Raw genomic sequence first — 17,322 nt, 5'->3', positions numbered from 1 at the left:
ATCGGCCGCACAGGCCGGAGCGGGGAGCCCCCTGGCACGAGGTCCAGGGGGCTCGTCCGCGTGAGGCTCGCTCCTGAGCCCGGCGTCCAACGGCCCGACCGGTTCGTCAGTGCGTCGAGCAGATCGATTTACATGTCCACCTCAGATGGTTCGGCGTCCGACACGCCGGCCTCGGCTGGATCGTGTGCGCCGCCCCGGCACCCCTCGGCTGACGGTGCTCACGCCGGCGGCCATGCGGGTGAACGGCAGGAGCGATCCAAGCAACTGCGTAGCCTCAGCGGCTGCGGTCACCCCGCCCGAGATGCGCGGCACGGCCGCCGTGGTGCGACGGCGTGCGGAAGCGCGTCGCCACGGCCTCGGCCGTGGCGACGCGCTCGCCGTGGTGCCCGGGGCACCTGGTGCAGCTCCGGGAAGGACCTATGCGGTCGCCGCCCTGCGGCCGCCGATGCGGACCGCGAGGTCGAACGCGTTCTGGATGGAACCCGTGTGGGCGATGCCCTTGCCGACGACGTCGAACGCCGTGCCGTGGGCCGGAGTGCAGATGGGAACCGGGAGTCCGCCGGCGATCGTGACACCGCCGTCGAAGCCCATCAGCTTCATCGCTATCTGTCCCTGGTCGTGGTACATGGTCAGGACGCCGTCGAACTCACCCGCCCTGGCCCTCAGGAAGATCGTGTCGGAGGGGAACGGCCCCTTGGCGTCGATGCCTTCGCCCTTCAGGCCGGCGACCGCCGGCGCGATGACGTCCAGTTCGTGGCGGCCGAACCTGCCGTTCTCCCCGGCGTGGGGATTCAGCGCGCAGACACCGATCCGGGGCGCCTGCAGGCCGGACTCGCGCAGCACCTGGTCCAGCAGGCGGCCGGCCCTGACGACGTTCTCGTGGGTGATGCCCGCGTCGACCTCCGCGAGGGAGACGTGCGAGGTGACGCGCGCGGTCCACAGCCCGGGCAGGACGTTGAGCTCCGAGGTGAAGCCCTCCACGCCCAGCACGTCCTCGAACCAGCGCAGTTCGTCGTTCTCCGTCATGCCCGCCAGGTGCAGGGACGTCTTGTTGAGCGGTGCGAAGAGGATGGCGTCCGCCTCGCCTCGCTTGACCATGCCCAGGGCGATCCGGAGGTTGTCCAGGGCCCAGCGCCCGCCGGCCTCGGTGGGCTCCCGGCGGGTGAACACCTCCACGGGCCGGCCCGCGCTGTTGTCGTGCAGGACGGGAACGCCCGCCGCGGGGTCGGAGGCGTAGGCAACGGCCACACCGGCGTCCTCGCCGGCGGCTTTCAGTTCGGTCTCGTCGGAGATGAGGACGATGTCGGCGGCCGCCGTGTTCTCCGGGCGGGAGAGCAGTTTCGCGATCAGTTCGGGGCCCACGCCCGCCGGATCACCGAGGGTGACGGCGATGCGGGGGCGGTTCGTGGCGGTGCTCATGGCTGCCTTTCCTGGGACGGGGTGCGATCGGGGTTCGGGGTGTCGAGGGAGGATTCGTTCGGCGACGCGGCGACGGCCGACGCCACGACGTCCGAGGCCGTTGCGTCCGTGGCACCGTCGGCCGTCACGGGGACCCTTTCGTCCCCGGTGCTCTCCGAAGCGTCCCGTCCGCGCACCGCCTTGACGAGCACGGGCCCGACGACGAGCAGCAGCGCCAGGCAGAGAATGCCGAGCGCGACGTTGCTGCCGGTGATCTGCGGGAGCACGGCGCCCTCACCGAGGGCGGACGTCTGGACCAGAGCCTTCTCGAAGAGGGGGCCGATGACCAGGCCCAGCACCAGGGGGGCGACGGGCAGGCCGAGCCGCTTCATGCCGTAGCCCACCAGACCGAAGACGATCACGATCCAGACGCTGAGCATGCTGTTCTTCACCGAGTACGCGCCGATCAGGCTGGTGACGATGATCAACGGGTAGAGGATCGCGTACCGGATGCGCAGCAGTTGGGCGAAGAGCGGGGCGAGCGGCAGGTTCAGCAGCAGCAGGATGACGTTGCCGATGAAGAAGGAGGCGAGCAGGCCCCACACCAGCGTGGGCTGGTTCTCGAACAGCAGCGGTCCGGGCTGGATGCCGTAGATCAGGAAGGCCCCGAGCAGGACCGCGGTGGTCGCGCCGCCCGGGACGCCGAGGACCAGTGTCGGTACGAAGTTGGCGTTGGACGCCGCGTTGGTGGCGGCGTCGGGAGCGACGACACCCTCGATGGCGCCGGTGCCGAGCTTCTTGCGGTTCCTGGAGAAGCGCTTCTCCGCTCCGTACGCCATGAAGGAGGCCAGGGTGGTGCCGGCGCCGGGAAGGCAGCCGAGCAGGAATCCGACCACGGTACCGCGGGCGGTCGCGGGGGTCGCCCGCTTGATGTCCTCCTTGGTGAGGAGCAGGTCGCGGAAGCGCGCCCTGATGGGCTCGGCCATGCCGAGGTGCAGTTGGTTCAGGAGCTCACCGACCGCGAAGAGCCCGATCATCACCTCGACGTAGGGCACGCCGCCGAACAGGTCGATCTGGCCGAAGGTGTAGCGGGGTGTGCCGGAGCCGACGTCGATGCCGATGCATGCGATGAGGATGCCGGCGAGGCCCAGGCCCATGCCGAGCGGCAGGTTCCGGCCGGAGAACACCACGATGGTGCACAGACCGAGGATCATCACGGCCAGCATTTCGGGCGGGCCGAAGTCCAGGGCGAGCCGGGCGAAGAAGGGTGCGACGGAGGCGAGGGCGAAGAGCGAGACCATCGCCGAGACGAACGCGCCGAGCGCGGAGATGGCCAGGGCCGGCCCCGCCCTGCCCTGCCGGGCCATCCGGTAGCCGTCGAGCGTGGAGACGACGGAGGACGCCTCGCCCGGGGTGGCGATGAGGATGGCGGTGATCGTGGCTCCGAACTGGGAGCCGTGGTAGATGCCGGCGAGCATGATCAGCGCGGTCAGCGGGTCGAAGGTGAGGGTGATCGGGATGAGGATGGCCACGCCGGTGGCCGAGCCGAGGCCCGGCAGGATGCCGATGACGGTGCCCAGCAGGACCCCGACGAAGCACCACAGCAGGTTCTCGGCGCTCAGGGCCGCACCGAAGCCGGTGACGATGTGGTCGATCACGGGCTGCTCCACAGGGCGGGGTCGAGGAGACCGAACGGCAGCGGCACCCGAAGCACCACGATGAACAGGAGGTAGGAGACGACCAGGACGCCCACCGAGGTGGCGAGGGCGGCCGGCCACCGCATCCGCTCGACGACGGCGGTCAGGAAGAGCGTCATCACGGCGAGGGCAGGCAGCATGCCGAGTACGGGGATCAGCAGGGCGGTCACGACCATGGCGGCCGTCACCACGACGAGCTTGCGGCGGGTCGCACGTCGTTCCCCGTCGCTCTGTCCGACGCTCTCCTCGACGTGTCCGTCGCCTTCGAGGACGGAGCCGGCGCGCAGTTCCTGCCACACCAGGCCGAGTCCGATGAGCAGCAGGAGCAGACCGGCGACGCGCGGCAGGGCCCCGGCGCCGATCGTGCCGTCCTCCGGGTTGGTCCACGGGTAGGCGAAGGAACCCGCGAAGAACAGGCCGCCGAACGCGGCGAGCACGCAGTGCGCGGCGAGGACGGGCCGTCTGGCGCGGGCGGGCGCGACGGGAGCACTTCCGGCGCCGCTCACGAGAGCGCCTCCTTCATCTGCCGGTCGTAGGTGTCGAGGTACTTCTCGAAGTCGTCACCTGCGACATCGGCGGGAATGAGCAGGTCGCTCGCGATGTAGTCCCGGTAGGTGCCGGACCGCATGGCCCGGTGGATGGCGTCGATCCAGTAGCGGCGCTGGACCTCGTCCACCCCGCCGGGGGCCAGTACGCCGCGCCAGATGGTCACTTCGGCGTCCAGGCCCTGCTCGCGGGCGGTGGGGACCTTCTTGAGCACCGGGTCGTCGTAGCGCTTGGCGGTGAGGGTGCACAGCGCCTTGAAGTCGCCGCTCTCCAGGTAGGGTTTGGCGGCGGCGGCACTGGCGGGAGCGACGTCGATCCGGCCGCCGAGCAGGCCGGTGAGGACCTCTCCGGTGGAGCCGTACGGGACGACGGAGAACCGGCCGCCGTTCTTCTTGAACTCGGCGACGACCAGGGAGTCGGCTCCGGTCTTTCCGCTGGAGCCCGTCTTGACGGGCTTCTTTCTCCCCGCCTCGACGAGTTCCTTGCAGCTGTCGTACGGGGAGTCCTTGCCCGCGACGACCATGCGGGAGTCCCGGGCGAACATCACCAGCGGGGTGAAGTCACGGTAGGTGAACGGCACGTCGTAGACGATCGGCAGGGTGTTCAGCGCGCTTTCGGCCACCAGCAGGGCGTTGCCGTTGCCCTTCTCCGCCATGAAGGTGGCCCAGCCAACGGCACCGGAGCCGCCTTCCTTGTTCTCGACGTTGACGTCGAAGCCCGCCTCCAGTTCGTTGAGGCTCTGGGCGATGACCCGCGCCGAGCGGTCGCTGCCGCCTCCCGGCGCGAAGGCGACCAGGGCGGACACCGAACCACGGGGTGTCCAGTCGTCGGGCACCGGAGGGCTCGCGTTCAGGGTTGAGCATCCGGAGAGCAATGTGATGGCGCTCGTGACGGCCAGCGCCATGCGCAGAGGTGGCTTCATCGGCAGCCTTCTCGCGTACGGGGGAGGAAGTTCTCCGTGTCGCCGTCCCCGCGACATCAGAGATCCTATTGGATATGCGGATGAAGCTAGGGCGTGCCGGAAGCCTTGGCAAGAGTCCGGACGAAAAGAACCGGACAGGGAAACGGCCGCGGGGAGCGGGGTGTCCACCCCTGCTCCCCGCGGCCGGACGGGACGGAGGTGGCGGTGTCAGCCGTCGGCCGACACCCGGCGGGCCACGGCGGCGAGGTGGTCCCGCATGGCGGCACGCGGTCGCTCCGGATCGCGGGTCTCGAAGGCGGCCAGGATCGCGGCGTGTTCGTCGATGGCCTGCTCCAGGTCCATCGTGCCGTGGTCCACGGTCTGCCGGAGCCGGTGCACGTGGGTGCCGAGCGACTCGACGGACTGGGACAGGAAACGGTTGCCGGCGGCCCGGATGATCGTGAGGTGGAACTCCCAGTCCGCGGCGAAGTACTCCCGCAGATCGGCGAAGTCGGTCGGCTGGCCCTCCGCACCGCGCAACTTGCGCACCCGGTGGGCGGCGAGCACGTGCCGGGCGTGCGCCGCCCGGAGTTCCGGCAGCAGGTCGTCGGTGTGGGCCACCGCCCGTTCGACCGCGGCCACCTCCAGGATGCCGCGCATGTCGAAGAGTTCCGCGAGCTGCTCCGGCGACAGCGGCGGCGCGACGCGGTAGCCCTTCAGCGCCGTCCGCGTCACCAGGCCGGTGTGCTCGAGCTGGACCAGCGCCTCGCGCACGGGGGTCGGCGACACCTCGAGCTCGCGCGCCAGGGAGTCGATGCCGAGCGAACTGCCGGGCGGCGCGGAGCCGTCGAGGAGCTTCTCCAGAATCGCGTCGTACACGCCGTCACGCAGGGCACGGCGCGGCACCACGGGGGTGCGGGAGCGCTGCCGTCCGCTGCCGGCGCTGGTCTCTTTGCTGGTCATCTCGTCGCCAATCCTAGCGCGGCGGCAGGTCACGCCAAGGAGTCGCACCAGACTCCTACCGAAAAGATCCTATAGGGTCTACGATCCAAGCTCCCGGCCGATACGGGGCCACGCTCAGGCCACGTCGCCGTGGACATCCCGCGAACCCGCCCGCGCTCGCACGGCTGCCCAGCCCCCCAACGACCCGGAGGCGACATGCCCCACACCGCGCAGGACTGGCCGATCGGTGCCGCACTCCTGCAGTTCCCCGACACCACCGCCGACGGTCGCCCCGTCCAGGAAGCGCCTCCCGCCGAGTGGGCCGCCGTCCTCCACGAGGTCGCCACCGAGGGCTTCCGGCACGTGGATCTCACGGACAGCTGGCTGCGCCCCGGCGACCTCTCCCCCGAGCGGCTGTGCGAACTCGCCCGTGTGCTCAAGGAGCACGCGCTCGGCGTCTCCGCGATCTCGGTGACCCGCCGCAGCGTGATCGACCCGGACCCCGCCGTCGCCGCGGCCAACCTCGCCTACCTGCTGCGCACCGTCGACGCCGCCGCCGAACTCGGCACCACCGTGGTGTGCGCCGGACTGCACCGGCCGCTCACCGAGGCACAGCGGCGGGCGGTCTGGTTCTGGCACGAGCCCGGGGGCAGCGACCCCGAGGACGACCCCCGCACCTGGTCCCTGGCGGTCGAACGGCTGCGCACCGCCGGTGAGCGCGCGGCCCGCCACGGACTGCGCCTGTCCCTGGAGATGTACGAGGACACCTATCTCGGCGACCCCGCAACCGCCGTACGGCTCGTCCGGGACATCGGCCTGGCGAACGTCGGCATCAACCCGGACATCGGCAACCTGGTCCGGCTGCACCGCCCGGTACCGCACTGGGAGGAGCTGCTCCGCCCGGTCCTGCCCCACGTCAACTACTGGCACGTCAAGAACTACCACCGCGACTTCGACCCGGCTACCGGCGCCTACTTCGCGGTGCCCGCGCCGCTCCAGGGCGGTGTCATCGACTACCGCCGGGCCCTCGACCTCGCCCTGCGGGCCGGCTTCGACGGGCCGATCTGCACCGAGCACTACGGCGGCGACGGCCTCGGCGTCTCCGCCGGCAACCGCGACTACCTGCGCCGCCTGCTGGCCGCGAAGCTCCCCGCGATCGAGGCCGCGCGACGGGAGGACGCCTCATGACCCTGCTCGTCAACGACCCCCGGGCCTTCGCCGACGAGGCCCTCGCCGGTTTCGCGGCCGCCCACCCCGACGAGGTACGCGCCCTCCACGGCGGTGTGGTCCGGGCGTCCGCCACGCCTCCCGGACAGGTCGCCGTCGTCCTGGGCGGCGGCACCGGCCACTACCCCGCCTTCGCCGGCTGGGTCGGACCCGGCTTCGCCCACGGTGCCGCGTGCGGCAACATCTTCGCCTCCCCTTCCGCCTCTCAGATCTGCTCGGTGGCGCGAGCCGCCGAGAACGGCGGCGGGGTGGTCTTCGGTTTCGGGAACTACGCCGGTGACGTCCTCCACTTCGGGCAGGCGGCGGAACAGCTCCGTGCGGAGGGCATCGACGTCCGCGTCCTCGCCGTCACGGACGACATCGCCTCCGCACCGGCCGGCCGGCCCGACATGCGCAGGGGCATCGGTGGCGACCTGCCGGTCCTGAAGATGCTGTGCGCGGCGGCCGAGGAAGGGCGCCCCCTGGACGAGGTGGAACGGGCAGGGCGCAGGGCGAACGCCGCCACCCGCTCCCTCGGCCTCGCCTTCGACGGCTGCACGCTCCCGGGGTCCGACCGCCCCCTGTTCACCGTCGCCGGCGGACACATGGGCGTGGGACTGGGCATCCACGGTGAACCCGGCATCGAGGAACGACCGCTGCCGACGGGCGACGAGGTCGCCGACCTGCTGGTGGACAGGGTCCTCGCCGAACGCGCGGACGCCGCGGGCGCGGTCGGGGGCTCGGACCGGATCGCCCTCCTCCTCAACGGACTCGGTGCCACCAAGTACGAGGAGCTGTACGTGGTGCACCGGCGCGTCGCCGAGCGGCTGGCGGCGGAGGGTCTGACGGTGGTCGCCCCGGTCGTCGGCGAACAGGTCACCAGCCTGGGCATGGCGGGGCTCTCGCTGTCCGTGACCTTCCTCGACGCGGATCTGGAGACACTGTGGCGGGCCCCGGCGGTCACCCCGGCGTTCCGCCGCGGGCACCTCGCCCGCCGCCCGGACCGCACGGACGACCTCACGGCCGCCGGCCGCGTGCCGGCGGTCGTCCCCGCGGACGCCGGCTCCCGGGCGCTCGGTACCCGGATCGCCGAGGCGCTCAGGACCGTACGCGACACGGTCGTCGCGCACGAACAGCGGCTCGGCGACATCGACGCCGTCGCCGGGGACGGCGACCACGGCCTCGGCATGCGCCGCGGCGCCGAGGCCGCGGCGGCGGCCGCCGAGGAGGCGGTCCGCCTCGGCGGCGGTGCCCGTACGGTGCTGGCCCGGGCCGGGGCCGCCTGGGCGGAGCGCGGCGGTGGCACGTCCGGTGCCCTGTGGGGCGCCGCGCTGACCGCGTTCGGCTCGGTGCTCGGGGATTCGGGCGCCACCGACGGAGCGCGGCTCGCGGCGGGCGTACGGGCCGCGGTGGACGCGGTGCGCCGGCTGGGCGGGGCCGGACCGGGGGACAAGACCCTCGTCGACGCGGCCCTTCCCTTCGCGGACCGCCTGGAGGAGGTGCTCGGCGACAACGGGTTCGCCGCCGCCTGGGCGGACGCCGCGCGGGTCGCCGAGCGGGCCGCGCAGGCCACGTCGACGATCCCCGCCCGCAGGGGCCGCGCCCGCACCCACGGCGACCGCAGCCTCGGCACCCCCGATGCCGGTGCCGTCTCCCTCGCCCTGATCCTCACCGCCCTCACCCCCTACTTCCGGCAGGAGAACCGCTGATGCGCATCGTCGTCGGCTCGGACAGCGCGGGCTTCGACTACAAGGAGGCCCTCCGGAGGGACCTCGCCGCCCACACCGCCGTCTCCGAGGTCATCGACGTCGGTGTCGCCTCGGGCCAGGACACCGACTATCCCCACGTGGCGGTCGAGGCGGCACGCAAGGTGGCCGAGGGCGAGGCCGACCGCGCGCTGCTGGTCTGCGGCACCGGTCTGGGCGTGGCCATCGCCGCCAACAAGGTCGCCGGCGTGCGTGCGGTCACCGCGCACGACTCCTTCTCCGTGGAGCGCTCCGTCCTCTCCAACGACGCCCAGGTGCTGTGCCTCGGGCAGCGCGTCATCGGACTGGAACTTGCCCGCAGGCTGGTCCGGGAGTGGTTGACGTACACCTTCGACACCTCCTCGCCGTCGGCGGCGAAGGTGGCGGCGCTGTGCGCCTACGAACCCTCGGCCGGGGACCGGTGACCTGCCCCGTGCTGTGGATCGGAACCAGCTTCAAGATGACCAAGACCCGGGCGCAGGCGGTCGCGTACGCCACCCGCCTGCGCTCGGCGCTCGGCGGGGGTGTCCCCGGCGTCCAGCCGTTCGTCGTCCCTTCGGCCACCGCCCTGGCCGAGGTGTCGGCGGTCTTCGGCGACGATCCACGGGTGCTGACCGGCGCGCAGAACGCCCACTGGGCGGACGAGGGCGCGTGGACCGGGGAGATCTCGGTGGTGCAGGCCGCGGACGCCGGGGCGCGGATCATCGAGATCGGCCACTCGGAGCGGCGCGAGCACTTCGGGGAGACCGACACGACCGTGGCCCTGAAGGTGGCGACCGCCCTGAGACACGGGCTGACCCCGCTGGTGTGCTGCGGTGAGAGCGCCGACGTCCTCGCACGGGGTGGCTCGGCGCAGTACGTGCTGGATCAGGTGGCCGCCGCCTTCGACGGTCTGGCCGACACCTCGCGGGCCTTGATCGCCTACGAGCCGGTGTGGGCGATCGGCGAGCACGGCCGCGAGCCGGACCCGAGGGAGATCGCCGACGTGCACCTGGCGCTGGCGGCCGAGTGGGGCGACCGGGTCGCGGGTGTGCTCTACGGCGGTTCCGTCAACCCGCGCAACGCGTCGCGGCTTCTCTGCGTCCCGGGCGTCGGCGGGCTGTTCGTGGGCAGGGCCGCCTGGCACGTCGACGGCTATCTGGCGCTCGTGGAGACGGCACGACGCCATGTGGAGGCCGCCGCATGACCGGGCTCGTCTCGGGCGACCGCGTCGACCACGTCGCCTACGCGGTGCGGGACATCGACGCCGCGCTGCCGTGGTGGACGAAGGTCCTCGGACTGCCGCTGGTCCACGACGAGGTGGCCGAGGAGCCCGGGTCCCGCCTCGCCTACCTGCTCGCCGGCGGCCTGTACGTCCAGCTCGTGCAACCGGTTCGCCACAACGCCGTGCAGGACTTCCTCGACACCCACGGCGAGGGTCTGCACCACATCGCGTTCCGCGTCACCTCCCTCCCCCGCACCCTGGCACGACTCGATGACCCCGCCCCCGTGTTCGCGGGCGGCCGGGGGTGCGACGCATGTTTCCTGACCACCGCCCCCGAGGGCACGCACGTCGAACTCGTACAGGCCCACGCCGGGCCGCCCGCGCGGCCCCGGCGACCGTGACGCGGACCGAGCGGCGACCCACCAGTGGGGCCGACCCGGTCCGCCTCCGCCGTGTGCGCCGGTGAACGCAAGTTGCTGAAGAGGTTTCAGGGCCCCGGCGCCACCGGCTCGGAGACCAGGTCGACGAGCATCGGCAGGTAGGTGACGGCCAGCTCCTCGGGGGCCAGCTGGTCCGGTTCGACGAGGCTTTGCGCCAGGGAGCCCTCGTGGACGGCTGTGGTCAGGCGGGCCAGCGAATCCAGGTCGACCGTGGGTCTGCGACCGAGGCGGTCGAAGAGGCCGGCCAGGAGGCGGACGATCTCCTCGCGCAGGCGACGGTCGTGTTCGGCCAGGGTGCGGGCCGTGTCGGGGTGCCTGATGGCGTGCAGAGTGAACTCGGTGGACAGCAGGTACCAGCGTCGTTCGGTCTCGTCCAGGGCGCCCATCCGGGTGAGCACCGTCCGCAGCGGGTCCTCGGCCGTGTCCAGTTCGTCGACCGCCTGTGTCAGGCGGTCGACCACGCGTTGCCCGTGCAGGTCGAACAGCGCGAAGAACAGATCTTCCTTGGTACGGAAGTTGGAGTAGAACGCCCCGCGGGTCAGTCCCGCCCGCTCGCAGATCACCTCGATGGAAGAGCCGTAGAAGCCGCGCTCGGCGAACGTCTCCTGTGCCGCTTCCAGCAGCCGTGCCGTGGTCTGCGGACGGCGCTTGGTGGGTCCCTTCGGCAAGTCGTTCCTCCCCGGCCATTGACACCTTGGCGTGCCCCCCTCACGATACAACACCGTATGGGATACAGGCCTGTATCCCATACGGGTTCGTATTCGTACGGGGCTGCCTCTGACGCGGGCCGTGCTCCGTACCGGCGCATCCCCTTCGGCTCTCACCAGGAGGCCCTCGTTGGAGACGTTCACCGCTGCACCGCACATCGGCATCGGACCCGTGCCGCCGGGTTTCCAGGCGATGCTCCCGCCCCGGTTCGACTCGGTGGAGCAGGAGCGGCTGCACCGCAAACAGGAACTGGCGGCCGCGTTCCGCCTCTTCGGCAGATTCGGGTTCGCCGAGGGCGTGGCCGGCCACATCACGGCGCGGGACCCCGGGAACCCCGAGTGGTTCTGGGTCAATCCCTTCGGGATGAGCTTCAGCCGGATCCGGGTCTCCGACCTGGTCCTGGTCGACCATGCCGGCAACGTCGTCGAAGGCAGCCACCCGGTCAACCGCGCCGCCTTCTGCATCCATTCCGAGGTGCACAAGGCCCGCCCGGACGCCGTCGCCGCGGCCCACGCCCACTCCGTGCACGGCAAGGCCTTCTCCGCACTGCGCCGGCGGCTGGACCCCATCACCCAGGACGCCTGCGCGTTCTTCGAGGACCACGGGCTCTACGAGGACTTCCGCGGCGTCGTCAACGACACGGAGGAGGGCCGGCGGATCGGCGCGGCGCTCGGCCCCCACAAGGCCGTGATCCTCGCCAACCACGGCCTGCTGACGGTGGGGCAGAGCGTGGCCGAGGCCGCCTGGTGGTTCATCACCATGGAGCGCTCCTGCCAGGCGCAGCTGCTGGCCATGGCGGCCGGTACCCCGTACGCCATCGACCGGGAGACCGCACTTCAGGTGCGCGAACAGATCGGCAGCCCGCTGTCGGGGTGGTTCCAGTTGCGACCGCTGTGGGAGCAGATCACCGAGGATCAGCCGGACCTCTTCGACTGACCGACGGCCGTCACAACGGCCGTGCGGGCCGTGGCCACTCACCGCCGCCCGGACGGCCATGACCTTCGCCGCCGCGTGCAGCGCCCCGTCGGACCACGGCGGCGGCGCACCGGCCCGCCGTCGCGGCCACCTCAGAGAGGATCACCGTGCCCTTCCTCCGTTCCCCTTCCCGCGCGGCGAGGCCGAAGATGAGCGCGCAGGTCAGGATCACCGTGGTGCTGCTGTTCGCGGCATGGTTCATCGACTATGTCGACCGGCTCGCCATCGCCACGATCCTGCCGACGATCGGTGACGAGTTCGATCTCGACCTCGGCCGGCAAGGGCTCGTCGTCTCCGTGTTCTTCGTCGCCTACGCCGCCGCTCAGATTCCCGGCGGCATGCTGGCCGACAGGTTCGGTGCCAAGCGGGTCACCTGCTGGGCCCTGCTGGCCTGGTCGCTGTTCACCGCGCTCACCGGTCTGGCCTGGTCCTTCACCGCACTGCTGTTGGTGCGCTTCGCCTTCGGGGCGGCCGAGGGCATCTTCCCGTCCGCGTCCATGAAGGCGCTGGTCGAACGGACGTCCCTCGCGGAGCGGATGGGTGCCCAGGGACTGATCATGAGCTCCAACTCCATCGCCTCGGTCGTCGCTCCGCTGGCCGTTCCGCCCCTGGCGGCCCTGGTCGGCTGGCGCTGGGCCTTCGTCTCGGCCGCCCTGCTGGGCGTCCTGGTGTACTTCGCGGTGCGGTGGTGGCTGCCCGCCCCTGCGGAACGGACCGAGGACATCGTGCGGCCGTCGGACGGTGTCCCTGTGCGGGAGGTCCTGCGCATCGGCGTTCTGTGGCGCTTCGCCCTGATGCTCTTCGGGTACTCCACCGTCGCGTGGGGGCTGAGCACCTGGATACCTTCCTACCTCAGCACGGAACGCGGACTCTCCCTCACCTCCGCCGGTGTTCTGATGGCCGTGCCCTCCCTCGCCGCCGCCCTGGGCACCCTGTTGGGCGGGCGTCTGTCCGACCGGCTCGAGGGCCACCACCGCAAGGTGATCGTGCCCGCCATGTCGGTCTCGGCGCCCGCCCTGTGCCTCATGGCAGTCTCCCCCGGCCTGGCCGGTTCCGTGGCCTGCGGCACGGTCGCCATCTTCGCCGCCTCCCTGTGCTACATGCCGATCTTCGCCGTGCCGCTGCGCAGCCTCCCCCCGGGGCTCGTCGGCGTCGGCAGCGCCGTCATCGTCTTCGGCGGGCAGGTCGCCGGCATGGTCGTACCACCCGTGCTGGGTGTGATCGCGGACGCCGTGTCCTTCGAAGCGGCCTTCGCCGTCCTGGCCCTCGGACCGGTCCTCACGGCGCTGGTCGCCCTTGCCACCCCGCAGGACACGGAGTCCTTCACCGCCGCCCTCCGTCACCGCACGCCCCGGGCCGACAGGTCCGTTCTTCCCGAGAAGGAGACCTCGTGACCGCCGAATGCACGGCACTCCTCGCCGGCCTGGCCCGGCAACTGCCCGCCCTGCACGCCCTCTACCGCGACCTGCACACCCACCCCGAGCTGTCCCACCAGGAGTTCCGCACCGCCGGGATCGTCGCTGCCCGTCTGCGCCAACAGGGCTGGGCGGTCACCGAGGGCGTCGGCGGTACCGGCGTCGTCGGCGTCCTCGCCTCCGGTGACGGACCGGTGGTCCTGCTGCGGGCCGACATGGACGCGCTGCCGGTACGGGAGGCGACCGGTCTTCCCTACGCCTCCACCCGGACCGCGGTGGACGCGGACGGCGCGGAGGTGCCCGTGATGCACGCCTGCGGCCACGACGTGCACGTCACGTGCCTGCTGGGCGCCACCGCGCTGCTGGCCGCCAACCGGCACGCCTGGCGGGGCACGGTCGTCGCGGTCTTCCAGCCGGCGGAGGAGGTCGGCGGCGCCCCGGCGATGATCGAGGACGGGTTCGCCGAGCGCTTCCCGCACCCGGACGTCTGCCTGGCCCAGCACGTGGCACCCGCTCCCGCGGGCCTGGTCGCCACCCGCCCAGGATCGGTCATGGGCGCCTCGGACAGCCTGGCCGTCCGCCTCCACGGCCGCGGAGGGCACGGATCCACCCCTGCGGCGACCGTGGATCCGGTCGTCATGGCCGCCGCCACCGTGATGCGTCTGCAGACGGTGGTCGCACGGGAGGTGAGTGCGGACCAGGCGGCCGTTGTCACCGTCGGGTCACTGCACGCCGGGGCCCGGGAGAACGTCATTCCCGACACCGCCGACCTCAGGATCAACATCCGCAGTGCGACGCCCGCGGTGCGCCGGCGACTGCTGGAGGCCGTCGAGCGGACCGTCCGCGCCGAAGCCACCGCTTCCTCGGCACCGAAAGAACCCGAGACCACCGTCCTCAGCAGTTTCCCGGTGACCGTCAACGACCCCGAGGCCACCGCGGCCGTCCGGCACCGGTTCCGCACCGTCTTCGGGCCGGGCCACGTGATCGACCTTCCCCGACCGCTCACCGGCAGCGAGGACTTCGGCGCCTTCGGGACCCTGCTCGGCGCGCCATCGGTGTACTGGACGTTCGGTGGCCTCGACCCCGCTGCCTTCAGCGGCGTCGACCTGCTGGAGGACGGGATCCCGCCGGAGACACCGCACAACCACTCCCCGCTGTTCGCGCCGCTGCCCGACCCGACCATCGAACTGGGCGTCCGCTACCTCCTCGTCGCGTCGACGCCATGGCTGGCGCCGCCCACCGCCTGACGGCGCGATCCGGATACCGAGCACACGAGCAGGACAGGAGACGCTTCCGTGCCCCACGCCCCGCAACGCATCTTCACCGGCGGTCCGATCCTCACCATGGATCCCGCCGCCCCCGAGGCGGAGGCCCTTGCCGTACGCGACGGCACCGTCGTCGCCCTGGGTTCCGCTCGCGACGTACTGCCCCTGCGCGATTCCGGCACCGACGTCGTGGACCTCGAGGGCCGGACGCTGATGCCCGGGTTCGTGGAGGCCCACGGGCACCCGACGATCATGGGCCTGGCCATCGCGCCGCCCGCCGTGGACGTCCGCCCCTTCACCGTGCCGACCGGGCGGGAGGTCTACGACACGGTCCGCGCGGCCGTGGCATCGGCACCCGGCCGGCCGGTGGGCGCGTACGGCATCGACCTTCTGCTCCAGCGAGACCTCGACCCACCCCACCGCGCGACGCTCGACGAGATCAGCCCGCATGCACCCCTGGTGCTGGTCTCCAACAGCGGTCACGCGGCGTACGGCAACACAGCCGCACTGCACGCCGCTGGAATCACCGCCGCCACGCCCGACCCGCCCGGCGCACGCTTCGTCCGCGACGCGCAGGGCGAGCCCACCGGCGAGGCGCACGAAAGCGCGGCCGTCATCGCGCTGATGAACACCGTCGCCGACGACCGCCTGGACGACCATCACGTGCAGGCCGCCCTGCGCTGGGCCTTCTCCCGTCATGCGCGCGCGGGCATCACCACCGTCACGGAGATGGCCGCCGAACCCCGGCTGCTGCCCGCGCTGCGCGCCGCCGCAGAACATCCGGACTCCGAGGTGCGAGTGCGTGCCTACGTCATGGGGACGCCCGACCTCGCCGCCGATCCCGACCGCCGGTTCGCCGGACACGCCCCGGCGCGGGCGATGTTCGGCGTATCCGGCATGAAACTGTGGGCCGACGGCACCCCCTGGCAGGGCAGCATCGCCACCAGCTTCCCTTTCAAGGACAACGACGCCACCCTCCGCATCGGCCTCGACCACTGCGCCCACGGCTCGATGAACTACAGCGCGGACGAACTCGCCGCCCTCACCCTCGCGTTCAGCGCTCAGGGGTTTCCGGTCGCCTGCCACGTGCACGGGGACGTCACCTTCGAGGCCGTCCTGGACGCCTACGGCAAGGCGGCCGCCGACGATCCCGAGCGGCTGCGCACGCTGCGACCGCGCCTGGAGCACTGCGGCGCCGTGACGGCGGACCAGTACCGCCGCGCCGCCCGGCTCGGAGCCACCGTCAGCCTGTTCATGGACCACGTACGGTGGTGGGGAGACGTGCTGGCGGACGACTTGTTCGGCCCCGAAGTCGCCGACCGCTGGATGGCCGCCCGTTCCGCCGTGGACGCGGGCCACCGGGTCTCCCTCCACAACGACGGCATCTGCTCCCCGACCGACCCGCTCTCGAGCGTCGCCACCGCGATCACCCGCCGCAGCCATACCAGCGGCCGTGTGCACGGCCCCGCCGAACGTCTCACGGTCGAGGAGGCCCTGAGGGCCGTCACCGTCAACCCCGCATGGCAGCTGCACCTGGAGAACGAGATCGGCATGCTCCGCGCGGGAATGCGCGCCGACCTCGTCGTCCTGACCGCGGACCCGCGTGTCGTGGGCCCGGACAGCTTCCGGGGGGAGGTCGCGGTGGCCGCCGCCTACCTCGGCGGCCGGCCGACGTGGTCCTGATGGAAACCCCCGAACGAGAAAGGCCGTGAGCCATCTTCGACTCCGGGGTGCGTTCCGGCGCCGACGTCGTCAAGGCCCTCGCGCTCGGCGCCACAGCGGTCGGTATCGGCCGCCCCTACGCCTACGGACTGGCTCTCGGCGGCACCGACGGTGTCGTCCATGTCCTGCGCGCACTGCTCGCCGAGGCGGACCCCATCGTGGCGGTCGACAGCTATCTTGGCGTCACCGACCTCGGCCCGGCGGCCATGCGGCAGGTCTGCTGCGGCAGAGTGAGCCACTGACGGCCGGTGGGCGAGCACACGGAGTGAGCGCCACCGCTCAGCGCCGCCCACCGTCCTGCATCCGTCAGACGCTGTTGCAGATCCGCTCGGCCTCGGCGCGGGCCGTGCTGCGCTCGACATCGGCGTCCGCGAGTGCCTGACGCTGGGAGGCGTCGGGATGGCCGCCGTCGGCCATCTGGGCCAGGTAGTCCTTCCTCATCGCCTCGAAGTCGTCGTCCGCCTGGTCGGCTGCCGCCTGGGCACTGGCGCAGTCGGCCGGAGTGGCCGTCGGCGCGGCAATGGCCCCTGCGGGCAGGGTCAGGGTCGTCGCGGCGAAGGCCGTTGCCACGAGCGTACGGATGGACATCATGAGGAAACCTCCCGGGCCGGCGGGGCACAGGTCACTGCTGTCGCCTGCTACGCCTGACTACGACGTCAGCGTGATCCATCGGCTGCTGTCGCTTGTGTCGACGCACTGCTGGTAGGGGTTGGGGGAGCCCTCTTGCTCCCGGCAGCTCCACGTGGAGCCCGCGGCGTGGACGGTCGTGGCCGCGTCACCCGTGCCGTCCCAGTCCCGGGTGTAGGCGCCCGCGACCTGGAGGGCGGCGGAGCACTCCTCGGCCCGGCCGGCCGACACGGCGAGTCCCGTGGCGTCGTCGGTGCCGCACACCACGCTGTTCGCCTCGCTCACGGGCCCGGCGGCCATCGCTACCGGGCCCGTGACGGCCAGCAGGGCGATGCCGGCCAGTCCCGACACTGCCGTGTTCCTCAACGCGTTCATCCGCTCTCCCTCGTCCCGCTGGTGCCGTCCACGAGTGACGTGGCCGACGCACAACCGTCCGGCCCGGCGCAGCAGGCCGAGAGCGCCGGCCACCGGCGGCCCGGACAGGTGATGGAGACGGCCGCCGGTTCCGTCATGCGAACGCCCCTGCGCCGC

At 72.0% G+C, this 17,322-nt stretch carries 17 protein-coding genes and 1 pseudogene; 10 read left to right on the top strand and 8 right to left on the bottom strand.

Going from position 1 to position 17,322, the window contains the following annotated elements; genetic code table 11:
- Positions 1-417 precede the first annotated feature (417 nt).
- From IE260_RS22010 to IE260_RS21990, 5 genes are all read right to left on the bottom strand, one after another.
- On the bottom strand, positions 418-1,419 hold the full coding sequence (locus IE260_RS22010; RefSeq protein WP_189874467.1) for a 4-hydroxythreonine-4-phosphate dehydrogenase PdxA: 1,002 nt from the start codon (positions 1,417-1,419) through the stop codon (positions 418-420).
- Positions 1,416-3,056, bottom strand: a complete 1,641-nt coding sequence (locus tag IE260_RS22005) for a tripartite tricarboxylate transporter permease (RefSeq protein ID WP_189874465.1) — start codon at positions 3,054-3,056, stop codon at positions 1,416-1,418. Before IE260_RS22005 ends, IE260_RS22010 begins: the two co-directional genes overlap by 4 nt.
- Complete coding sequence (locus IE260_RS22000; RefSeq protein WP_189874463.1) at positions 3,053-3,601, bottom strand: tripartite tricarboxylate transporter TctB family protein; 549 nt, start codon at positions 3,599-3,601, stop codon at positions 3,053-3,055. Before IE260_RS22000 ends, IE260_RS22005 begins: the two co-directional genes overlap by 4 nt.
- A complete protein-coding gene (locus tag IE260_RS21995; protein ID WP_229881031.1) occupies positions 3,598-4,563 on the bottom strand; it encodes a tripartite tricarboxylate transporter substrate binding protein in 966 nt (321 codons plus the stop codon). The genes IE260_RS22000 and IE260_RS21995 overlap by 4 nt, the downstream gene beginning before the upstream one ends.
- Positions 4,564-4,770: 207 nt before the next feature.
- Positions 4,771-5,505: a GntR family transcriptional regulator gene (locus IE260_RS21990; RefSeq protein ID WP_189874461.1), complete on the bottom strand. Its 735-nt coding sequence runs from the start codon at positions 5,503-5,505 to the stop codon at positions 4,771-4,773.
- A 195-nt stretch (positions 5,506-5,700) separates the two neighbouring features.
- Here IE260_RS21990 and IE260_RS21985 point away from each other — a divergent pair, with 195 nt between their 5' ends.
- Genes IE260_RS21985 through IE260_RS21965 form a run of 5 tightly spaced genes read left to right on the top strand, consistent with a single transcriptional unit; the run spans position 5,701 to position 10,040 of the window.
- Positions 5,701-6,672, top strand: coding sequence for a sugar phosphate isomerase/epimerase family protein (locus tag IE260_RS21985; RefSeq protein WP_189874459.1), 972 nt, complete (start codon positions 5,701-5,703; stop codon positions 6,670-6,672).
- Positions 6,669-8,399: a dihydroxyacetone kinase family protein gene (locus IE260_RS21980; protein ID WP_189874457.1), complete on the top strand. Its 1,731-nt coding sequence runs from the start codon at positions 6,669-6,671 to the stop codon at positions 8,397-8,399. Before IE260_RS21985 ends, IE260_RS21980 begins: the two co-directional genes overlap by 4 nt.
- A complete protein-coding gene (locus IE260_RS21975; RefSeq protein WP_189874455.1) occupies positions 8,399-8,860 on the top strand; it encodes a ribose-5-phosphate isomerase in 462 nt (153 codons plus the stop codon). Before IE260_RS21980 ends, IE260_RS21975 begins: the two co-directional genes overlap by 1 nt.
- Entirely contained in the window at positions 8,827-9,621 is a 795-nt protein-coding gene (locus IE260_RS21970) for a triose-phosphate isomerase (protein WP_229881029.1), read from the top strand. Before IE260_RS21975 ends, IE260_RS21970 begins: the two co-directional genes overlap by 34 nt.
- Positions 9,618-10,040: a VOC family protein gene (locus IE260_RS21965; protein ID WP_189874453.1), complete on the top strand. Its 423-nt coding sequence runs from the start codon at positions 9,618-9,620 to the stop codon at positions 10,038-10,040. The genes IE260_RS21970 and IE260_RS21965 overlap by 4 nt, the downstream gene beginning before the upstream one ends.
- An 86-nt stretch (positions 10,041-10,126) precedes the next feature.
- On the opposite strand, the gene IE260_RS21960 is transcribed toward IE260_RS21965, so the two are convergent.
- The gene (locus IE260_RS21960; RefSeq protein WP_189874451.1) at positions 10,127-10,747 is read right to left on the bottom strand and encodes a TetR/AcrR family transcriptional regulator; all 621 of its coding nucleotides are present in this window, start codon (positions 10,745-10,747) and stop codon (positions 10,127-10,129) included.
- 232 nt (positions 10,748-10,979) lie between these two features.
- On the opposite strand from IE260_RS21960, the gene IE260_RS21955 reads away from it, so the two are divergent.
- The 5 genes and pseudogenes from IE260_RS21955 to IE260_RS21935 all read left to right on the top strand — a co-directional run.
- Complete coding sequence (locus IE260_RS21955; protein ID WP_189874597.1) at positions 10,980-11,723, top strand: class II aldolase/adducin family protein; 744 nt, start codon at positions 10,980-10,982, stop codon at positions 11,721-11,723.
- 188 nt (positions 11,724-11,911) lie between these two features.
- Complete coding sequence (locus tag IE260_RS21950) at positions 11,912-13,156, top strand: MFS transporter (RefSeq protein ID WP_189874449.1); 1,245 nt, start codon at positions 11,912-11,914, stop codon at positions 13,154-13,156.
- On the top strand, positions 13,153-14,424 hold the full coding sequence (locus tag IE260_RS21945; protein ID WP_189874447.1) for an amidohydrolase: 1,272 nt from the start codon (positions 13,153-13,155) through the stop codon (positions 14,422-14,424). The genes IE260_RS21950 and IE260_RS21945 overlap by 4 nt, the downstream gene beginning before the upstream one ends.
- A gap of 48 nt (positions 14,425-14,472) precedes the next feature.
- Positions 14,473-16,125 (top strand): amidohydrolase, encoded by a 1,653-nt coding sequence (locus IE260_RS21940; protein WP_229881027.1) that lies wholly within the window; start codon positions 14,473-14,475, stop codon positions 16,123-16,125.
- 32 nt (positions 16,126-16,157) lie between these two features.
- Positions 16,158-16,406, top strand: a pseudogene (locus tag IE260_RS21935) (alpha-hydroxy-acid oxidizing protein); the annotation flags it as partial.
- A gap of 64 nt (positions 16,407-16,470) precedes the next feature.
- Here the strand turns inward: IE260_RS21935 and IE260_RS21930 are convergent.
- Both IE260_RS21930 and IE260_RS21925 read right to left on the bottom strand, forming a co-directional pair.
- The gene (locus IE260_RS21930; protein WP_189874445.1) at positions 16,471-16,755 is read right to left on the bottom strand and encodes a hypothetical protein; all 285 of its coding nucleotides are present in this window, start codon (positions 16,753-16,755) and stop codon (positions 16,471-16,473) included.
- Positions 16,756-16,812: 57 nt separating this feature from the next.
- Positions 16,813-17,166 (bottom strand): hypothetical protein, encoded by a 354-nt coding sequence (locus IE260_RS21925; RefSeq protein ID WP_189874443.1) that lies wholly within the window; start codon positions 17,164-17,166, stop codon positions 16,813-16,815.
- Between the last annotated feature and the right edge of the window lie 156 nt (positions 17,167-17,322).

Source organism: Streptomyces viridiviolaceus, from assembly GCF_014650995.1.
Taxonomy (GTDB): domain Bacteria; phylum Actinomycetota; class Actinomycetes; order Streptomycetales; family Streptomycetaceae; genus Streptomyces; species Streptomyces viridiviolaceus.
The sequence above is the reverse complement of the archived record's forward strand: the minus strand, read 5'-3'. Positions and strand labels throughout refer to the sequence as shown.